Source organism: Paenibacillus sp. SSG-1, from assembly GCF_002224835.1.
GTDB classification, from domain to species: Bacteria; Bacillota; Bacilli; order Paenibacillales; family Paenibacillaceae; genus Paenibacillus_AQ; species Paenibacillus_AQ favisporus.
This window is the reverse complement of record NZ_MBRK01000001.1, coordinates 4996894-5018343: the sequence shown is the minus strand read 5'-3', so window position 1 is coordinate 5018343 and position 21450 is coordinate 4996894. Positions and strand designations below refer to the sequence as shown.

Below are 21450 nucleotides of genomic sequence, written 5' to 3'. Positions count from 1 at the left end.
CACGTGTTAATGAATTTGGAGTGTGCAGGATGAGGAAGAACGACATCAACAGCATCGAAATCGCCAGAATCGCAGGTGTCTCGCGAAGCACCGTCAGCCGGGTGATCAATAAGTACCCAAACGTGCCGCAGGCTACGCGGGAGAAGGTCATGCAGGTTATCGAGAGGTACGGCTATTCTCCTAATTTCTCGGCACGCATCATGACCGGAATGAAAACGCTTACCATTGGTCTGTTCCTGATTTCGCCGGAGGCGATTCACGACACGCTGACCCACGCGCTGATCGGCGATGTGATCGAGAGCGCGTCCAGCCGCGGCTACTACGTCCTGACCCACATTATCCGGAGCACAGGGGATACGGAGACTGTCCGCAAGGTGAAGGATACGTTTTATCAGCGGCGGATTGACGGCGGCATATTTATCGGCGCGGCGAATCATGAGCCGTTTATCGAGGAGCTCATTGCCAAAGGATTTGTGGCGGGAATCGTGGACCAGCATCTGGAGGGGCGGATGGAACCGAATCGGGTGATCTGCAATTTTGACAACAAGCTGGGCATGAAGCAGGGAGTCGATTACCTGGTAGGCCTGGGTCACCGGAACATTGCGTTTATTGCAGGGGATCCGCTTCGCTGCTCCGGTCCCGAGAGAATGGAGGCTTTTCAGGATGCAATGGCGGCTAACGGTCTGAAGGTGAACCCGGACTGGGTCCTGCCATCGGATTTCTCCGAACGAAGCGGATACCAGTCGACCGCGCGCTGGCTTCAAAGCATCTCAGACCTGCCGACAGCCATCTTCGCCTGCAACGACAGCGTGGCATTCGGGGCGCTTCGGGCCTTGAACGAGGCTGGATTGCGGGTACCCGATGACATCTCCCTGATGGGGTTTGACGATCATCTCTTAAGCTCCCGCATACAGCCGGCGCTAACCACCATACGCGTGAACTTTTCCGAAATGATCGACATGCTGACGCTGCAGGTCATCGAGACCGTTGAGGACGAGACACAGATGTTCAAAAAATACGTAGGGACCGCGGAGCTGGTCATCCGGGACTCGTGCCGGAAAGTGTGATTTAAACAGTAAGGATGAAATGTGCGTCGGATTAAGTGTTTGGCGGGAACAGAAGAGGGAATCTATTGGCTGCTTAGGGTTCGAAGTGAAAAATGCTTTTCCAATTCAGTACTGTTAAGGAGGATTTTTATATGACGGCAGGCGCATTAGGAACTAAGCTGGTTACACAAATCGGGATTGTCGTGAAAGACATCGATACCGTTTCGCAGAGCTATGCGGATTTTCTGGGGGTGGAGCGGCCGAAATGGTCCTGGACCGACACCGTGGATGTCGCCCAGACGGAGTTTAACGGGCAGCCTTCGGAGGCGCGTGCGAAGCTGGCCTTTTTTGACTGCGGGCAGCTGCAGATCGAGCTGATCGAGCCGGATGAGCATCCGTCGACCTGGCGCGAATTTTTGGATGAGCATGGTGAAGGCGTGCATCATATCGCATTTGGGATTCAAGGAATGAAGGACAAGATCGCCGTACTGGAAGGCCGTCACATGCCGCTGATTCAAAAAGGCGAATACACTGGCGGGCGCTACGCATACATCGACAGCAGCAATGAACTGAAAGTTCTGATTGAGCTGCTGGAAAACGATTAATCCGATAACCAGGTGAGGTGCTGAAGCTATGAATATTTTGATTACGGGATCGGCCCGGGGGCTTGGCTTTGAAACGGTCAAAGCGGCGCTTGCGCTTGGGCATACCGTGTTTGCAGGCGTGCGGGATATGGAGCGGCATACCGAGCCGCTTCGTGCGCTGCGTGCAGTCCATCCGGACCGGCTCACGCTGATCGCAATGGATGTCACTGACGAAGAGAGCGTGAAAAACGCTAAATCGGCCGTGCTGGAGCATACGGATGTGCTCGATGCCTTGATTAACAACGCAGGCGTGCTGATCGGCCGCGAGCATAAGCTGGAGGAGCTGGATTTTGCCGATATGGAACGGTCCATGCTGGCGAACCTGTACGGACCGATGAAGGCCGTGAAGCATTTCCTTCCGCTGCTGTGCAGGAGCGCCCAGCCGTGCATCCTCAACATCAGCTCGGAGGCCGGAAGCTTTACCGGGGCCTACGGCGGGGATTATCCTTACGCGATATCCAAAAGCGGGCTGAACTACTTTACCGCCCAGCTCCGCAAGGAGCTGACTCCTCAGAATTTTGCGGTTTATGCGGTGCACCCCGGCTGGATCCGGACTCCAATGGGCGGCGACCAAGCGCCGGGCGACCCGGCGGATACCGCGCAGGGCTTGCTGCGCATCGTGGAACGAACCGTCATTCCTGACCCGAATGCCTGGATGGTGAATCATCGCGGGGAAGCGATGCCCTTTTAATGGTCGCTATTTGGACCACCGTATTGCATTCGACAATAAGGAGGATGCCACATGAAAACGATTTGGGCGGTTGTCGGTGACTTTTATCATGAAGCCGAGCCGGCGAAAAAGTCTCTTGAACAAGTTTTAGAGTCCTTCCTGGCGAATGGACAAATTGGGCTGCTGTACAAGGAAGTTTCCGATCTCGCCGCTGGGCAGCTTGGGCAGAAGCCGGACCTCGTTATTTTATTTGCAGAGAACCGCCTGGAGCCGCAAAGCGACCCGGAGGCAGCCTGGATGACCGAGGACATCGGCCGGCAGATCGAAGCTTACGTAAGTGACGGCGGTGCCTGGCTCGCATGGCATTCCGGGCTGGCGTCGTATCCCGAGGACGGCGCGTATGTGAACATGCTGCGGGGATATTTTTTATCCCATCCGAAGGAGCACAGTGAGGTGACCTATACACCGGTCGGCGGATCGGCCCTGGGTGAGCTTGGCGGTACGTTCCGGTTTAAGGACGAACACTACTTTGTCGCCTGCTCCGAGCAGGAGACCGAGGTGTTCCTGCGGTCCTCTTCGCGGGACGGCGAATCCATTGCCGGCTGGCTGCATCCTTACGGCGAGGGACGAGTGGCCTGCGTGACGCCAGCACATCTGCCTGAGGGATTGCTGAACGAAGGGTTCATCAGGCTGATGCAGCGGGTGATTGCATGGAGCCTGGAGCTCGAGCCGGTGGATGCGTAAGTAAGGAAGTCGCTTATGAGGAGCAGGCTTGGAGCTTGCACGGATAAAGGTTTATAGGGATTGTCATGCTGCCGGACACTGGGGTGTGAAATGCAGAAGAGGCAGGGAATAAGGCGTAAGTTTGGGCCAGTATTGTCAGGGATCAAGGCCGGAAGAGGCATGGATACCTGAGTGGTTGAGGATTCACATGCAAGAGGAATCTGACAAAGATGATGAGGTAAAGCAAGATGGATAAGCAGATGGAATGAATTCAGGAAAGGCAGACGGATGCGTCTGCCTTTTTTGCTTGACAATCGATTGGTATGGCGAGGTTTGCGAGCGATGCAATGCGCTATAGGAGCATGGTTAATAGCTGCTATGTCTGTTGGTGTTTTTGATATCGGATCCAGGTATTTCGATCGTTTAGCCCCGCACCGTATGCCCTCCCAGCACAACGCAGCGGAGGGGACGAAACAATTCCGGAGAAGCGGAGCGGTCGCCTTTGTCCCCGAATTTTATCCTTCTATCTAATCCGCGAAAATTCGGGGGCAACAGCGATCGAAGGAATGTTTCGTACACGGAGCGTCCATCGCAGCACAACGTTCAATATCGGCCACCACCATGCCGCATTTTAACAGCCCTCCCATCATCCAGAAGCGTTAATTCCCGCTATCAATCGGTAGATCGCTCTATAGCAAGCCGATAAAGCGCTTTCTATAATGAAATCATACGGCTTGGGCGGAAGCGGATGCCAAGCATTACTGACTTTTGCCCGTGCAGCCAGAGACTTGCAGAGACAGGAGGAAAATGAGGCGAATGATCACTAACAGCCAAACGGACGCGGTCCAGGTCCGGCAAACCGGCTCCCTGATCCGCGTATCCACGGATCGGATGACGCTGGAGATCGACCTGGAACAGGGCCATTACAGCGCTGCCGGCGGCACGCTGTGGGACTGGAAAGAAATCCGCAGCGCCATCCGGTGGAACGGGCGTGAATACCATACGGGCAGCTACGACCGCCACAGCATGAGTGGAGAGCTGGAGAGCATCGAGGATGCCTTCGGAACCGGCGTTCATTTAACGCTGGTGCATGAATCCGACATGCTCCCGACGCTGGAGCAGCATTTCTGGATTTATGAAGGTGCGCCGTTTTACCTGACGCAGCTGGTGGCCGTCCATAAGACGCGCATCCGGCTGAACCGGATGACGGTGCTCCGGTCCGGACAGCTGTCTTTTGGGCCGGCCGCGGACAAGGAAGACGAGCTTACGGTGCTCCGCGTTCCCTACGACAACGACAAGTGGGTGCGCTATGAGACACAGACGGCGCCGCTGCGCACCGAGAGCTACGAGGTTACGGCCTTGTTCCGGCCGCACAGCCGGCAAGGGATCGTTGCCGGTTCACTGAGTCATGACGTCTGGAAAACCGGCATCAAAATCCAGGGCGAACACCCGGGAACACTGGATGAGCTGGAGCTGTACGCCGGCGCTGCCGGGGAAATGACCCGGGATTTTCAGCCGCACGGTTACGTCCATGGGACGCGCGTGGCGTCGCCGGTCGTATTCGTCGGCGGGTACGACGATTACCGCCGCGGCCTGGAGGCTTACGGACGGGCTAATGCTGCCCTGTCGCCGGCGCTTCCATGGGAAGGCGGGGTCCCCGTTGGCTGGAACAGCTGGTCTGCCGCCATGAGTACGCTGGATTACGATCTGTACACATCGACGAGTGATTTTTTGAAGCGCGAAGTCCAGGCGGATGGTTTTCAAAATAACGACACGCTGTACATCAACTTCGACGCGTTCTGGGACCGTCTGACGGATGAAGAGATGGAGGATGCGCTGAACCGGGTGCGGCAAAACGGCCATAAGCCGGGGACGTACTGGACGCCGTTTGCCTTCTGGGGCAGTCCGTCCCAATTCGACAAGCCCGTGGAGGGAACGGATGGCGAGTTCACGTACAGCGACATTTTGCTGCGGGACGCTGAAGGCGAAATCCTGCCGGACATCGCCGGCGGCCTGGCGATCGATCCGACCCATCCGGGGGCGCTGAAGCGCATCGATTGGTTTACGGACAAAATCATCCGGGAGGGCTTCGAGTACATCAAGCTCGATTTTATGGCGCACGGTGCGCTGGAGGGGCAGCATTACCGCCCTGAAATCACGACAGGTATTGCTGCCTATCATTATGGGCTGTCTTATTTGGCGAAAAAGCTGTCTCCGGAAGCCGCCGGAAAGCCGATCTTCATCAACCTGTCGATCGCGCCGCTGTTCCCGTATGCCTTTGCACACAGCCGGAGAATTTCCTGCGACGTGTTCGGCATGATCGGGGATACCGAGTACCTGCTCAATTCGCTTACTTACGGCTGGTGGATGAACAATACGCTGTACCGGTTCAACGACCCCGACCACTCCGTGCTGTACAAGAGCTTTAACCAGGAGGCCACCACCCGTCATGAAGGGAGGAGCCGGCTGACGGCATCCGTGATCGCGGGGACGGTGCTGCTGCTCGGAGACGATTTCAGACAAGAAGAAGCAGCCTCCCGCGCCAAGGCTTGGCTGCGGAACGGCAGCATCATGGAGCTTGCACGTAAGGGCACAACGTTCGTTCCGGTGGAAAGCGCCCAGGGCGGCCGTGCGGCGGACGTCTTTATGCTGGCTGATCCGGACGAGGAGGGGACGGTCTACCTGGCTGTGTTCAACTTCGACGGCAAACAGGCGGCGGACAAGACAGTCCCTCTGGACCGCTTGGGACTCGACCCGCTCGCAGCTTACCGCGTAACCGACCTGTGGGAAGGGACCGAGAGCGAGGTCAGCGGGGAAGTCCGCTTAAGCCTTGAACCGGCGGAGTCCACCATTTTGAAGTTATGCATCCAACCCTAATTCAAATTTCAAGGAGGATTGAGGATTGCCGATGAGTACACGAACCCGGTTTATCCCGAAAATATTGCTGATGGTATGGGCGGGGCTGCTGGCCCTGTCCTGGCCCGGGGCTTCCTGGGCCGCAACTTCTGAAACGGCTGCCGGAACGGGAGCCAATGCAGCAGCAGCTTCGTACGAGGCGGAAGCTGGCGCCAACACGTTTACGGGTAATGCGGGTCCTGCGGACTGCGGAACCTGCTCGGGCGGCAAAAAAGCCGGCAACCTGTACGGCGGCTCCACCCTGCAGTTTAACGGCGTCACCGCGGACCAGGCCGGCGTCTATACGATGACGGTGCACTACATTTCCGGCGACCCCCGCGCCGCCGTCATTTCGGTCAACGGGGCGGAAGGGGAAAATTTCAACTTTCCCAAAACGGCGGACTGGAATACGGTCGGCACCTACGATATCCAGATCGACTTGAAGCAGGGCAGCAATACAATCCTCTTCGACGACGGCGGCGGATACTCGCCGGATATCGACCTGATTGAGCTGCGGCTGGCATCGGCCGGCGACGGCGTGCCGGACCATGACGGCAGCATTGGCGAACTGGGCAAACAGCTCTATGTCACGAAGTACGGCCCCATTACGCTGACTGAGTATCAGCGCGGATTTAGTGTGGCCAATCCGTCGTATGAACTGCTGTACAACACTTCAACCGGCCTGTCCCAGTACAACTGGAACCATAAGCCAGTGATCAAGGGTGCCTATAGCGAAATCCAGCTCGACAAAACCGTGTCGAGCAAGGATTACGGCAAGCATACGTTTAAAGCCAAGGACGGTGTGACTCCCTTCCGTGACGCCACGGGCGAAGGCATCAAGGTTACGGTCCGCAGCGAGCAAAAAGGACTGCCGGATCTGAGCCAGGTCTTTTACATTTATAACAATGGACCGTATGTGTTGGCGGAAGTGACGGCTTCCCAAGCCGCCGGGCTGACGACGAACCAAATTACGCCGCTGGCTGTGGAGGCCCGGGGCGGAATCGATATCGGCAGCTACGGCGACAACCGGGTGCTCGTGACGCCTTTTGATAACGACAGCTGGTCCCGGTATCAGGCGAAAAGTATCAATACGAGGTTAAATACGGATAACTATGTCAGTTCCGAACTAACAGCCATTTATGACAATACAAGCCGAAAAGGTCTGGTGGTCGGTTCCGTTACGCATGACACATGGAAAACGGGAATCCACTGGAGCGGCACAGACAATAAGCTGAACGAGCTGCGCGTGTACGGGGGCTTTACTTCCCAGGCTTCCACGCATGACAGCCTGCCGCACGGAAGCGTGTCCGGAAAGAGCGTGACTTCGCCGAAGGTGTTCATCGGTTTGTACGACGACTACCGCAAAGGCATGGAGGGTTACGGCCAGGTGAATGCCGCGATTGCGCCGCCGCTTGCTTTTGGCCAAAACATCCCTGAAGGCGTACCGGTCGGCTGGAACAGCTGGGGCGCTTATGCCGATCATCTCAGCTACGACAACGCGGCAGCCGTCTCCAATTATGTGAAGGAGCATCTGCAGAACAACTCTTTCGAGAACAACGGGAACGTGTATATTAACCTCGATTCGTATTGGGACAACATGACCGACCAGCAGCTGACCGATCTCGTGAAGCTGATTCACGGCAACGGCCAGAAGGCAGGCATCTACTACTCCCCGTTCGTTTATTGGGGGGACAACATGGACCAGGTAGTTGAAGGGACCGACGGCAAGTACAAATACGGGGATATCGTGCTGAGGGATGCATCCGGCAACGTTCTGCCGAAGCTGGACGGCGCTTATGCCGTGGACCCGACCCATCCGGCGGTGAAAGCCCGGATCGACTACTATATGAACCGTTTCAAAAAGGAAGGTTTTGAGTATATTAAGGTAGACTTCCTGTCCCATGGCTCTTTGGAAGGCCGGCATTATGATTCGAACGTGCAAACCGGCATTCAGGCGTACAATCAGGGAATGGCGTACCTCGATCAGGCTATCGGCGGTACGATGTTCATCAGCGAATCAATCGCTCCGCTGTTCCCGAGCCAATATGCGCACAGCCGCCGCATTTCCTGCGACGTGGACGGAAGCCTGGGCAGCACGGAATACCAGCTGAACAACTTGACTTACGGCTGGTGGCAGAACGGGACGATTTATCATTACACCGACCCGGACTATATGACGCTGGTGAAGGGCGGCTCGTATGAAGGAGCGCAGACCCGTGTCAATGCGGCGGCCATTTCGGGTACGGTCTTCCTGAACTCCGACGATGTGAACGACCCGGCGGCGCGCCAGTACATGGAGAGCCTGCTCACCAACCCGGAAGTGAACGCGCTGGCGGTGAAGGGCAAAGCCTTTAAGCCGGTGGAAGGAAATACCGGAACGAAAGCAGCGGACCTGTTTGTGCTTGAAGACCAAGGCACGTATTACTTGGCCGTATTCAATTACACGCAAAATCCGGAGCAGCGCCAGATCGACCTGAAGCGTGCCGGCATTCCTGTCCAAGATGGGGCTTCCGTTCAAGTGACCGATTTGTGGACCGGGGAAAAGGTAACGGCAGGTGCAACGCTGGACGTTACGCTGAAAAGCGCCGAATCCAAGCTGTACCAAATTAGTCCTTGAATTTGACTTTGCCCATAGGCTGGTTTATCTTGGGACAGGATGGGTGGTTTTCAGTCATCCACGACATTTACCTGATTCGAAGGAGGCGTCTTACTCATGAACAATCTGCAGTCCACCACAACCTTGTCCAGCGGATATGCCATGCCATGGCTCGGGCTGGGCGTCTACAAGGCACAGGAAGGCAATGAGGTCGTTAGCGCGGTGAAAGCGGCCATTGCGCACGGCTACCGCAGTATTGACACGGCTGCGCTGTACGGTAACGAAGAAGGTGTCGGCAAGGCGGTCCGGGAATCCGGCGTTCCGCGTGAGGAGCTGTTCATTACCACCAAAGTTTGGAATTCGGATCAAGGTTATGACTCTACCCTGAAGGCGTTTGAACAAAGTATAAGCAAGCTAGGCCTGGACTATGTGGATCTGTACTTGATTCACTGGCCGGTCAAAGGCAAATACAAGGATACATGGCGTGCGCTGGAAAAGCTGCAAAAGGACGGCAGGGTCCGTACGATCGGCGTATCCAACTTCCACGTTCATCATTTGGAAGATCTGATGCAGGATGCCGAGGTGAAACCGGCCGTCAATCAGGTGGAACTGCATCCGCTGCTCTCCCAAACGGAACTGCGCAGCTACTGCAAATCGCAGGGCATTCAGATCGAAGCCTGGTCGCCGCTGGCTGCGGGCCAGCTGCTGGACAATGAAGTGCTGGCAGGCATCGGCGCCAAATACGGTAAATCCACCGCGCAGGTCATCATCCGCTGGGATCTTCAGCACGAGATCGTGACGATTCCGAAATCGGTCAAGGAGCACCGGATCATCGAAAATGCCGATGTGTTCGACTTCGAATTGACGGCGGACGAAATGCAGCAGATCGACGGGTTGAACCGGAACCAACGGACCGGCGGGGACCCGGACAATTTTAATTTCTGAGCAGCATCTATCAGAGCAAGTATGACCAACCCAATCGCGTATTCCGGCTGACCAGCGGATGCGCGATTTTTTATTCCTTCCCCGGACTCATATCCGGTGCAGCGGATTCAGCCGGTACTGGCTGGGAGTCGTGCCGTGAAAGCTGCTGAAGTGCCGGGAAAACGGGTGGATGGACGGGTATCCCAGCTTTTCCGCAATCGCCGTAATACTCAGGTCGGTTTCGACGAGCATATGGGCCGCCCGCTTCATCACGAGCTGATGATGGTAGGCCTTCGGGGTCATCCCCGTTTCGCGCAGAAACAGTTCATGGAAATAAGTGCGTTTCAGACCGCAGAACCGGGACCAGGCTTCAACCGACTGTCCATGCTCCGGACGGCTGTTCAAATACTCCAGCAGGCGGACGATGCGGTAATCGCTCGGGTGCTGCACGTTCACGGCGTTGTGCCAGGACAGCATCCAGCCGTACAGAAAGCTGTTCACCGTTTCGCTGCGGTAAAACTTGGATTCGCTGTACATCCTGGCGATCATGGCGATTCCATCATACAAATGGGGATGGGCGCGCAGGGAGAAGACGCTCGGAAGGCGGTCCAGTTCATCGCAAGCCAGTTCGATAGACAATCGTTCAAAGACGAAAGGATCGGGCGCATGGATGAAAGACCGGCTCGGAGAGAGCGGGTTGGCGTCATCCCATAAATCGAAATACAGATTATACGAAGGCAGCGGATGGGACGGGCGGATGTGAAAAGCATGCGGCTGGCCCGGACGCAAAAAAATGAGCGTTCCCCGCTCGATCGGATATTTGACCCCTTCGACCTCCATTTCTCCAGGGCCTTCATTAAACAAGTGAAGGGCATACACGCTGCCTGCGCGCAGATGCTCGTTGCTGCTGCCGTCGTACAGATAACTCATGGAGTCGCCTACGAATGGAGTTATCTCGGATAAGCTTTTGTTCATATCATGTCTCCCCCGCATTTAGAAGGTGTATGTTTGCTGATTCCAAACGATAGAATGGCGGATGAATTGATAAATCAATGGATGCGTTAACAAAGACGGATTATACATCAAAATGATACGATAAAATCAACGGTACCGGAATAGAATTCAATAAGAAAAGCGGATGAATTCGCAAATAAATTTTTGGTGGAGGATATCGGATGAATGACTTGAAGCTCTGGTACGAAGGCCCTGCGGCAGGCTGGGCACAGGGGCTGCCGCTTGGGAACGGCAGAATGGGCGGCGTGATTATATCGGCTCCGCACAAGGAAGTTTGGAGCCTGACCGAGGTCACATATTGGTCGGGACAAGCGGAGCTCTGCCACGGCCGCTCCAATACGAAGCAGGATTTGGAACGGATGCGTGAGCGCTTTTTTGCGGGCGATTATGCCGCTGGCGACAAGCTGGCGAAGGAGCATTTGCAGCCGCCGAAGCGCAACTTCGGCACGAATTTGAGCCTGTGCGACATCATCCTGGAGTGGCCTGCGGCAGCCTCGGAAAGGGGAGCGGAAATGCTCAGGGAGCTGGATTTGCTGCAGGCGGAGGCACGCTCCGCCGGTACAATGAACGGATACCGGTTTGAACGGGAGACGTTCATTTCCCATGCGGACGATCTGATGGCGTCCCGGCTGTGGACCGAGGACCCGGCGGGGCTAACGTTCACGCTCCGGCTCGAGGGCCGCACGGAAGAGTTCAGCAGCGAAGCCCGAGAGCCGGACATGCTGGCCTTCGCTGGCAAAGCGGTCGAAACCGTGCACAGCGACGGAACATGCGGGGTGTCCTGCAGCGGAGCGGTACGTGTCCAGGCCCGCGGCGGCAGCGTGCTGGCCTCGTCCGGAACGATCCGGGTGGAGCAGGCGGAAGAAGTGTGGGTGTACACCGTCGTGCACACGGATTATCGCCAGCAGGACGATGCATGGAGGGAAGCGGGCTTCGGCCAGCTGGAGCAGGCGCTTGGCAAAGGCTATGACCGGCTCAAGGCGGACCATGCCGCCGATTACCGGCCGCTGCTGGAGCGGGTGCGGCTGGATCTCGGCACGTCAGCGGCGGCAAGCCTGCCGACCGATGAGCGGATGCGCCGATTCCGGGCGGGCCAGACGGATGATCCGGCGCTGTTCGCGCTCTTCTTCCAGTACGGCCGCTATCTGATGATTGCCGGATCACGCCAAGACTCACCGCTGCCGCTGCACCTGCAGGGCATCTGGAATGACGGTGAAGCGTGCCGGATGGGCTGGAGCTGCGACTATCATCTGGACATTAACACGCAGATGAACTATTTTCCGGCGGAAATTGCCAATCTTGGCGATTCCCACGAGCCGTTGATGCGCTACGTCCGGGAGCTGGCTCAGGCCGGACGGTCGGCCGCGCGGCATTATTACGGTGCAGAAGGATGGGTGGCCCATGTGTTCTCGAACGTCTGGGGCTTCTGTTCGCCCGGATGGGAGACGTCGTGGGGCCTGAACGTGACGGGCGGCCTCTGGCTCGCGACTCATATGATGGAGCACTACGAATACGGCATAGACGACAAGTTCCTGGCTGAAGAGGCGTACCCGGTGCTCAAAGCAGCCGCAGCCTTTTTCCTGGACTACATGACCGTGCATCCGGAATTCGGCTGGCTGGTGACCGGGCCTTCCAACTCGCCGGAGAACAGCTTCTATCCCGGGTCTCCGGAGGAAGGAGCGCAGCAGCTCTCCATGGGTCCGACGATGGACCAGGTATTGGTGCGGGATCTCTTCACGTTCTGCCTGAATGCAGCCCGAAAACTGGACGTGGACGGCGAGCTGCAGCGGAAGTGGGAGCACGCCATCTCACTGCTGCCTCCATTGCAGGTCGGCCGGCGCGGCCAGCTGCAGGAGTGGCTGAAGGACTACGGCGAAGCGCAGCCGGAGCACCGCCATTTGGCTCATCTGTTTGCCCTGTATCCCGGCAGCCAGATCACGCCGCATCATACGCCGGCATTGGCGGAGGCGGCGCGGGTAACACTGCAAAACCGCATGGAGCGCATCGACCTTGAGGACGTGGAATTTACCGCCGCCTTATTCGGTCTGTTCTTCGCCAGACTGCACGACGCGGACCGGGCTGAGCATCATATCGCCCATTTGATCGGCGAGCTGTGCCTGGACAACATGCTGACCTATTCCAAGTCGGGGATCGCCGGGGCGGAGACGAATATTTTCGTAATCGACGGCAACTTCGGCGGGACGGCTGCGATCGCGGAGATGCTGCTGCAGAGCCATGCTGGGGAAATTCATCTGCTGCCGGCGCTGCCGGACAGCTGGCCGGACGGGGAAGTTCGTGGGCTTCGGGCCAAAGGAAACATGGAAGTGGACTTGACATGGAAGCATGGCAAGCTTGTCCACGCCCGGATACAGGCCTTGTCGGGTGGAACCGTTCAGGTATATTGCGGGGATCGGAGCGTGACGCTGAATTTAACCGCCGGCGAGGTGCATACGCTGGACGGAGCGCTCGCCGCGAATACGGCTGCCGGACGAACAAGCTGAGCCGCGCCGAGCTTCGGTGAACTTTAGGCATAAAGGCAATTGCAGCCGTTCGGGCTGCGGTTGCCTTTTCTGTATCAACAAATCATGATTTACGGCCTCCTCAGTCCCGGTGATGCTGCATTCTAACCGCAAAACAAGGAAAAATGTACCTTTTGGCTGGAGTGTACCTATACAAATTTGCGATCAAGGCTTTATTATGGAATGTACGCTGCATGAGCAGGCAATACATCTTTCAACCCACAAAATGATAGCGCTATCAAAATAAGGGGGATATCATGCTGAAACGTTCCAGCGTTTTTCGAAATTTTCTGATTTCTTATATCGTCATTCTTCTGATCCCCTGTGTGGGCGGTTACATTTCTTACCTCACCTCGATATCCGTTACACAGTCCATCTCGATCGACAACAGCTTGATTCAGCTGGAAAAGAGCCAGGAGCTGCTGGAGCACCGGATGGCGGAGGTGGAAGGCATGACCCGGCAAATCGCCATCAGCCAGGAAGTGAATATGCTGATGAACGACCGCCATCAAGTGCAGGATGTGTATGGTTTGTGGAAGGCGATGCGGAACGTGCTGACCTTTGGACAAACCAACGATTTTCTTCAAAACTATTTCATTTATTTGGCCAATTACGATTTGATCCTGACTTCAGGCTCCACTTTCCGGCCGGAGCATTATTATGAATATTTTCATTATGACGATATGTCGTTTGACGAATGGAAGACCCAAGTGCTGCTAAAGACCCACCGCAGCGAAATCAAGCCGTTGACGGCCTATACGGAGAGGGGAATGGGTACTTCCGTCATTACGTTTATGCAGTCCTTGCCGCTCGACAGCTTCAACGATTCCTCGCCGGCGAGCGTGGTGGTCATGATTGACGAAAAAACTATTACCGGTTTGCTGTCAGGTTTGACCAAAGGATTTGGCGGATGGGTGCATATCTATGACAGTCAAGGAAATACGCTTGCGCTCCAAGGGAGCGTTCCGTCGTATGTGGACAGATTGAAGGATGACCCGGCTTTTGATGCCAATAAAACGAGCCAATTTTATAAGGATGACCTGGTCATCACAACCCGTTCGGACAAGAACGGTTGGGTGTACCAGGCCGGCATTCCGCGGACCACCCTCATGGAGAACGCCAACAAGATCAAGCGCGCAACCTTTATCCTTACCGGAGGGACGATGCTGATCGGTTTGCTGGTCGGGCTGCTGCTGGCGCGTCGTCACAGCGTTCCGATCCAAAGCATGATCGGCATTATCAAAGAACAGTTCGGCCGGGACGAGCTGGAGAAAAGGAATGCGTATGATTTTCTTAGCGGCAATATCGCCAATATGATCAAGACCAACAAACAGCTCGAAGGCGAGCTGACCCTTCAGCTTCCGCTGGTCCGCGACGCTTTCATTAAGCGCCTCATTGCAGGCGAATTCGAATCGCACGATGTCATCGTGGCGGCGGCCAAACAGGCCAACATTTCGCTCGACAAGGAGAGCGGTTATGCAGGCATTCTCTGCATTAACGGATACTCGGGTATGGACAGCGTGGAAATTTTGAATGAGCTCAGTGCCACACGCCTCCTTGTGAAACAAGCGCTGCTGGAAATCGCGGGTCCGCTGCCGGTATCCGACCTTGGATCCGATAAGCTTGTCGTCTTGTTTTTCTCGCACGAGAACCGGGAACCCGGGCAGGACGAGGAGGAGCGGATAACCGCGCTGATGGAAGAGCTGATCCAGCATCTGTTCCAGGAATACAAGGTTTCCATCCAGGCTGGTTTCGGCGAGGGCTTTGAGACGCTGATGGATGTGAGCCAATCGTTCGAGCAGGCCAAGCAGGCGCTGGAATATGCCGTGTTTGTGAACTCCAAGGGCATGCTGTGGAATCATGAAGCCCGCATCGAAAACACGACGTATTATTACCCGCTCGACGCGGAGCAGCGCCTCGCAAGTACGATCCGGGCCGGGGAAGAGGAGGAGGCCGGCAAGATCATCGACGGCATTTTCGAGCAAAATATCGCAAGGCGCGAGTTGTCTGTCGAGATGAGGCATCAGCTCGTCGGCGAGATCAAAGGAACTTTCCTCAAGCTGCTCGATCAGAAGGTTTTCCAGGAGTCGAACATGCTGGAAACTGTGAAGCGGAGGGTCATCGACATCGGCCCCGCCGAGCCGCTGGATTCCGTTCAGGCCGAAATCAAGAGCATTACCGCCACGCTGTGCAGTTATATCGCCAACAAGAAAAAGGACTCCCATGCCAAACTGGTTCAGCGAATGTACCAGTACACGGAGGAGATGTACGCCAATCCCGATTTGACCCTGTACCGGGTGGCCGAATATGTGGAACGTCCCGAAAAATACATTTCCCAGTTATTTAAAGAAGTGACCGGGGTCAATTACTCGGACCATCTGATTAAGGTGCGCATGGAGAAAGCTGCTGAACTGCTCAAAGAAAGCAATCATACGGTCGACGATATCGCCGCCCAGGTGGGGTACAACAGCTCCCATTCGTTCCGCCGGGCGTTCAAGCGATTGATCGGCGTGACGCCGAGCGTTTACAGGCAAACGCTCGACGAATAGCACCAGCTCTTGTAAGCCGCAGGATCCGTTTGAGGACGATGCGGCTTTTGTGCGTGCGGAAGCCGAAGCGGAAATATGTACAGCGCTTAGAGCGATGGACCCCCGAAAAAAGGGAAATTGGATGCAAAACGACCGAAGTGTACCTGTTCAAGCGCCCGTTTGATCCACTATGCTCAAGCAAGAAAGAAAACGCTGTCATTTCATCACGCATCCACGCTGATGGCATAGGGGGGATTATTATTCTGAACAAGCAAGCCGCAATTCCAATGAAGCGCAACAGCAGTACGCGCAAGGTCAGTTACTGGCAAATTGCCGGTAAAAGCATGAAGAAGCATTGGCAGCTCTATCTGCTCGTGATTCCTCCGCTGTTATTTTTCCTTATTTTCAAATACTACCCGATGCTTAACGCAGTCCTTGCATTCAAGGATTATAACGTCATTAAGGGGATTTGGGGCAGTCCATGGGTAGGCTTCAAGCATTTTGAGCTGTTCTTTAAAAATCCGCTGTTTTGGACATTGCTCAAAAACACGCTGCTGCTGAGCGGTTATTTAATCCTTGCCGGATTTCCGATTCCGATTATTCTGGCGCTGATGATTAACGAATTGCGCGGGAAGAGATTTAAGAAATTCGTGCAGATGGTCACTTTCGCTCCTTATTTTATTTCCACGGTGGTCATGGTATCGATCGTCATGCTGTTCCTGTCCCCAAGGCTGGGCTTCGCCAACGTCGTCCTAAATTATTTCGGGCTTGAATCGGTGAATTTTCTGGGCGACCCGGGCATGTTCCGCTCCATCTATGTCTGGTCCGATATTTGGCAGACGGCCGGCTACAGTGCGGTCATCTATTTAGCGGCCCTGGCGGGCATCGACCCGACCTTGTACGAAGCGGCCAAGGTGGACGGGGCTTCGCGGTTCCAGAAAATCTGGCACGTCGATTTGCCGGGCATCGTTCCGACCATCGTCATCATTCTGATTTTGAATGTCGGCAACGTCATGGCGATCGGTTTTGAAAAAGTATATCTTTTGCAAAATCCGCTGAATCAGGTGAATTCGGAAATTATCGCAACCTATGTGTACCGGATCGGATTGCTGAACGCAAACTACAGCTTTGCCACAGCCGTCGGCCTGTTCAATTCCGTCATCAATCTCATCCTGCTGCTGACCGTAAATGGATTGGCGAAGAGGCTGACGAACAACAGCATTTGGTAAGGAGGGAGCAAAGGTATGACCATACAACTCGCAGGAAGAAAAGCAATCAAGGAGTCGAAGGGCGACCGCCTGTTTTTAGGCATCGTCTACACCATTTTGATCTTGGTCGTCCTGGCGGTTCTGTATCCGCTCGTCTACATTTTAAGCAGCTCCATCAGCAGTCCGGCGGCGGTTACCTCCGGAAAGGTATGGCTGTGGCCGGTCGACATTTCGTTTGAGGGCTTCCGCGTGCTTTTCAGCAGGCAGGAAATTATGACGGGCTATTTAAACTCAATTATTTATACGGCGGCTGGCACCCTGATCAGCGTCACGCTGACGGTCATGATTGCCTACCCTTTGTCCCGGAGGTCCCTCTTTGGGCGCAACGTATTCATGATGATCATCACGTTTACGATGATTTTCAGCGGCGGGTTAATTCCCACCTATATGGTGGTGAAAGAGCTGCACTTGATCGACACAAGGTGGGCGCTGCTCATTCCTAACGCCATCTGGGTATGGCAGGTGATTATCGCCCGCTCCTTTTTTCAATCGTCGATTCCGGGGGAACTGCTGGAGGCCAGCGAAATCGACGGCTGCAGCGATATCCGGTTTATCCGCAGCGTCGTGCTGCCGCTGTCCAAGCCGATCATTGCCGTTCTGGTGCTGATGTACGCCGTTGGACAATGGAATGCCTATTTCGATGCGTTGATCTATCTGAGAAGCGCAGACCTGTTCCCGCTGCAGTTAGTCCTCCGGAGCATTATTATCCAGAACAACAGCTCGGGCGGAACGATGGACGCTATGGCGATGGTGCAGAAGCAGCAGCTGGCCGAATTGTTAAAATATGCGCTGATCGTGGTGGCGACCCTTCCGGTGCTTGTCATTTACCCGTTCGTGCAGCGCTATTTCGTGCAGGGGATGCTGGTCGGATCGGTCAAAGGATAACCTTGAGGTGCTGATTTCGGCACGCCATCCTGATAAATTCCATTTCAAATGGAGGTGGTGCCCTTTTTTGAGAAGAGGAAGGCATTACAAGCTTGCTGCAGAACTATTAAAAGGGAGCGATTCGATTGAAAAAGAGCCTAATACGAATGTTTATCCTGCTGATGGCCACCTTCATCGTCATCAGCGGCTGCTCCGGCAAAAAGACAGATAGCCCGGACAGCGCACAGGGAGGCGGTACCGCAGCCGATGGGGGAGCGTCGAAGCCTGTACAGGTCAGCGTGTTCGCTGTCCAGGAATCGGGAATCGACATTCCGACGAACAAGTTTACCAAATTCGTCGAGGACAAATTTAACATTCAGTTTAAATGGCAGATTAACCCTTCCGACGGAGCTAAGGAGAAACGCCAGATTTCGCTGGCAAGCGGCGATTACCCCGATGCTTATCTGCTGACAGCCTACATCGATGAATTTTCACAGGCCGACGTCCTGAAATACGGGCAGCAGGGGGTGCTGATTCCTCTGAACGATCTGATCGACCAGTATGGGCCCAACATCAAGAAGGCGATGGAAGAGAGTCCTGAAATGAAAGCTCTTGTCACGGCCCCTGACGGCAATATCTATGGGCTTGGAGCCTACACCGAATGCTTCCACTGTTCCTATCCGAACAAAATGTGGCTCAATACTGAATGGCTGAAAAAGCTCAATCTTCAAGAGCCGAAGACCACGGAGGAATTCAGAGAGGTTCTGAAGGCTTTTAAAACGAAGGATCCCAACGGCAACGGCAAAGCCGACGAAGTTCCGCTCAGCGGTTCGACAGAGGACTTCGGCGTCCGCATCATTCCTTATCTGATGAACAGCTTTATCTATGACGATGACCGGAACTATTTGACGATGAGCAGCGGCAAAGTGCAGTCCGCCGCCATTACGCCGGAGTGGAAGGAAGGATTGAAATACGTTAAGTCCCTCTATGATGAAGGACTGATCGACCCGGGCGCATTTACGCAAAATGCTGAGGCCTTCAAAAAAGTCGGCGAAAATGCCGGTGCTGAAATTCTTGGCGCAGGAGCAGGCATGCACCCGGCCATCTTTGTCAATATCGACCCGGGCAACACCCGTTCCGCACACTATAACCCGCTGCCGCCATTGACCGGTCCGAACGGCATCTCGTATGCCACGCATGATGCCGGGGGCGTCACTTCGGGAGCCAAATTCGTGATTACGAATAAAGCAAGCAAAGAAGCACAGATCGCATTAATCAAAATGGTGGATTATATGTTCACGCCCGAAGGGCAAACCAATGCCGGAACCGGTATGAAGGGCATCGATTGGACGGATCCGGAGCCGGGAGACAAAGCGCTTGGTGAAGGCGTCAAGCCGATGGTCAAAACGATTCCGACGAAGGAAGGCGAGCAGCCGCACAATGCGGGATGGAGCGGAATGGGGCATTTCTACATGCCGAAAGAATACCGCGACACCTGGGTACAGGGCACCGATATTTACGCTTCGGACGGCTATGAGCGCAGACTGTACAACGCTACGCTTCTGTACCAAGGACATGAGCCTAAAGAAATCTTCCCGATTTGGTCCGTCTGGATCGATCCAACCGAAATCGACGAAGCCAGCATGCTGCAGACCAACCTGAAAAATTACATTGAGCAAAATGAACTGCAGTTCGTGACCGGCAACAAAGACCTGGACAAAGACTGGGATGCTTATGTGAAAGGCTTGAAGGACCTGCAGCTGGACCGTTACCTGGAAATTTTGCAGACGGCTTATGATAAGTTAGCAAAATAATACGATATCACAAGGAACCGGCGGCCGGCAAAGCCTGCTGGTTCCTTTGCGGGATGCTGGTTCTATAACAGACTGGCATCTTCGGCTTTTTCCTTTATTTTTGCAACACGGGCTGCGATTGTAATATTCAAGGATGGAACAACGCATCGAAAGGAGCAAGGCATGACTGATTCTGGAAATCCGGGTCCGGCGCTGTTCAAATTGATATCATTGGCGGACTTTGGCGACGCTGAGGGCTTACAGGCCAATGCAGGGGCGGCCATGCGGCTTGCGCTAGAGGCAGCCGGTTCGCATGATGGCCCTGTCGTATTGGACATCCCACTTGGAACGTATCATTTTTATCCGGAGCATGCCGTCCGGACGGCTTATCATATTACCAATACGGCCAGCGAGGAGGAAAACCCGGACGTTACGAAAACGGTCGCACTGCTGCTGAAGGGCCTTCGCCGGCTGACGCTGGAGGGGAACGGTTCCCTTTTTGTGATCCACGGCAAGCAAACGATGCTGCTGCTGGACGGCTGCGCGGATATCGAAATCCGCAACCTGCGCTTCGACTATGCGGTGCCGACCGTGACCGAGATGACCGTGGAGCGGCGCGGAGAGCATGAGCTCGACGTTTGCGTGCATCCGGATTCACATTATGAACTGGAAGACGGACGTCTCACTTGGGCCGGTGAAGGATGGAGGTTCCGGGAAGGGCCGGTACAGCACTGCGACATGGCCCAAAACGCCACCTGGCGCGTGGAAGATTGGCCGTCACGGGCTGAACGCATTGAGGAAATCGGCAGCCGGCGGCTGCGGTTTCATTTTGGGGAGGAACCCGTTCCGCATGTTTCGCCTGGAATGACCGTACAAATGAGAGACGGTATTCGTGACCAGGTCGGCGTGCTGATCCTGGAATGCGAGAGGATCCGTCTGATCGGCATGGGGCTTCATTTTATGCATGGGCTGGGCATCGTCGGCCAGTTTAGCGCGGATTTGACCTTCGCCGATCTGGATGTGACGCCGCGCCCTGAGACGGGGAGAACGGTGGCGGGCTTCGCCGATTTTATCCATTGTTCAGGGTGCCGGGGCCGTGTCTCGATCACGGACAGCCGGTTTGCTGGAGCCCATGACGATGCGGTCAACGTTCACGGCACGTACCTCCGTATCGTCGGCCAGCCGGCGCCCGATCAAGTGCGGGTTCGATTCATGCATCCGCAAACGTATGGATTCCGCGCTTTCTTTCCGGGGGACGAAATAGCTTTTGTCGATGCCCGCGGTCTTGCGTCCTATGCTTTCGGGCGGATCGCCGCCGTGAAGATGCTCGATCCCCGCGAGCTGCTTCTGACATTGGAGCAGCCGGCCCCAGCATCGATAGGGGATTATGATGTCATCGAGAACGTGACGTGGACACCGGAGGTCGTGATTGCGAGGAACCATTTTGTCAGAATACCGACCCGGGGAATACTGGTGTCTTCGCCGCGGAAGACGGTCATAGAAGGCAACAGGTTTGAACGCATGAACATGAGTGCCGTTCTGGTTGCGGGCGACGCGAATTCCTGGTACGAATCAGGTGCAGTCGCGGATGTGCGCATTGCGGGCAACCAATTTATCGACTGCGGCGGAGAGGAGCATCCCGTGATCCGGATCGCTCCCGAGAATGAGCCTTCCGTGCCGGACGTGCCGGACTTACCAGTCCACCGCAACATCCGGATCGAGGATAACCGGTTCAGAACGGCTCATGCCATGCTGCTATCGGCGCGAAGCACGGAAGGGCTGGCCTTTTGCCGAAACGATATTTTGCTTGCAGTGAAGGCTGGCAGCAAAGATGGCCTGTATTCGGGCGGGGTCTTTCATAGGCAATACTCTGACGGACTTTTTAAGCTGGAACGCTGCAGCGGAGTTACAATGGCCGACAATTCGGTCGGATTCATGGTGGCTCCGACAGACGAATAGAACGAGG

General features: G+C 55.3%; 14 protein-coding genes. 13 read left to right on the top strand and 1 reads right to left on the bottom strand.

Annotation, left to right across the window (positions count from 1 at the left end):
* The first annotated feature begins 29 nt into the window (after positions 1 to 29).
* From BCV73_RS23120 to BCV73_RS23090, 7 genes are all read left to right on the top strand, one after another.
* Positions 30 to 1067 carry a LacI family DNA-binding transcriptional regulator gene (locus tag BCV73_RS23120; RefSeq protein WP_089548677.1) on the top strand — a complete coding sequence of 346 codons (1038 nt, stop codon included), beginning with the start codon at positions 30 to 32 and terminating at the stop codon, positions 1065 to 1067.
* A 131-nt stretch (positions 1068 to 1198) separates the two neighbouring features.
* Positions 1199 to 1651, top strand: a complete 453-nt coding sequence (locus BCV73_RS23115; RefSeq protein WP_076175540.1) for a VOC family protein — start codon at positions 1199 to 1201, stop codon at positions 1649 to 1651.
* Positions 1652 to 1679: 28 nt separating this feature from the next.
* Complete coding sequence (locus tag BCV73_RS23110) at positions 1680 to 2381, top strand: SDR family oxidoreductase (protein WP_089548676.1); 702 nt, start codon at positions 1680 to 1682, stop codon at positions 2379 to 2381.
* Positions 2382 to 2432: 51 nt separating this feature from the next.
* Positions 2433 to 3104, top strand: coding sequence for a ThuA domain-containing protein (locus tag BCV73_RS23105; protein WP_089548675.1), 672 nt, complete (start codon positions 2433 to 2435; stop codon positions 3102 to 3104).
* 795 nt (positions 3105 to 3899) lie between these two features.
* On the top strand, positions 3900 to 5960 hold the full coding sequence (locus tag BCV73_RS23100; RefSeq protein ID WP_089548674.1) for an alpha-galactosidase: 2061 nt from the start codon (positions 3900 to 3902) through the stop codon (positions 5958 to 5960).
* Between the two features lie 31 nt (positions 5961 to 5991).
* Positions 5992 to 8595, top strand: coding sequence for a carbohydrate-binding protein (locus tag BCV73_RS23095; RefSeq protein ID WP_089550370.1), 2604 nt, complete (start codon positions 5992 to 5994; stop codon positions 8593 to 8595).
* A gap of 96 nt (positions 8596 to 8691) precedes the next feature.
* Positions 8692 to 9519 (top strand): aldo/keto reductase, encoded by an 828-nt coding sequence (locus BCV73_RS23090; protein ID WP_089548673.1) that lies wholly within the window; start codon positions 8692 to 8694, stop codon positions 9517 to 9519.
* Positions 9520 to 9606: 87 nt separating this feature from the next.
* Here BCV73_RS23090 and BCV73_RS23085 read toward each other — a convergent pair whose 3' ends face one another.
* A complete protein-coding gene (locus tag BCV73_RS23085; protein ID WP_089548672.1) occupies positions 9607 to 10473 on the bottom strand; it encodes a helix-turn-helix domain-containing protein in 867 nt (288 codons plus the stop codon).
* Positions 10474 to 10673: 200 nt separating this feature from the next.
* Between BCV73_RS23085 and BCV73_RS23080 the strand changes: the two genes are divergently transcribed.
* From BCV73_RS23080 to BCV73_RS23055, 6 genes are all read left to right on the top strand, one after another.
* A complete protein-coding gene (locus BCV73_RS23080) occupies positions 10674 to 13013 on the top strand; it encodes a glycoside hydrolase family 95 protein (protein ID WP_089548671.1) in 2340 nt (779 codons plus the stop codon).
* Positions 13014 to 13288: 275 nt separating this feature from the next.
* A complete protein-coding gene (locus BCV73_RS23075; protein WP_089548670.1) occupies positions 13289 to 15580 on the top strand; it encodes a helix-turn-helix domain-containing protein in 2292 nt (763 codons plus the stop codon).
* 266 nt (positions 15581 to 15846) lie between these two features.
* On the top strand, positions 15847 to 16788 hold the full coding sequence (locus BCV73_RS23070; RefSeq protein ID WP_244169437.1) for an ABC transporter permease: 942 nt from the start codon (positions 15847 to 15849) through the stop codon (positions 16786 to 16788).
* Positions 16789 to 16803: 15 nt separating this feature from the next.
* Positions 16804 to 17712: a carbohydrate ABC transporter permease gene (locus tag BCV73_RS23065; RefSeq protein WP_076175564.1), complete on the top strand. Its 909-nt coding sequence runs from the start codon at positions 16804 to 16806 to the stop codon at positions 17710 to 17712.
* Between the two features lie 125 nt (positions 17713 to 17837).
* Entirely contained in the window at positions 17838 to 19505 is a 1668-nt protein-coding gene (locus BCV73_RS23060) for an extracellular solute-binding protein (RefSeq protein ID WP_256992959.1), read from the top strand.
* Between the two features lie 162 nt (positions 19506 to 19667).
* Complete coding sequence (locus BCV73_RS23055) at positions 19668 to 21443, top strand: alpha-1,3-galactosidase-related protein (protein WP_089548668.1); 1776 nt, start codon at positions 19668 to 19670, stop codon at positions 21441 to 21443.
* The last annotated feature ends 7 nt before the right edge of the window (positions 21444 to 21450 follow it).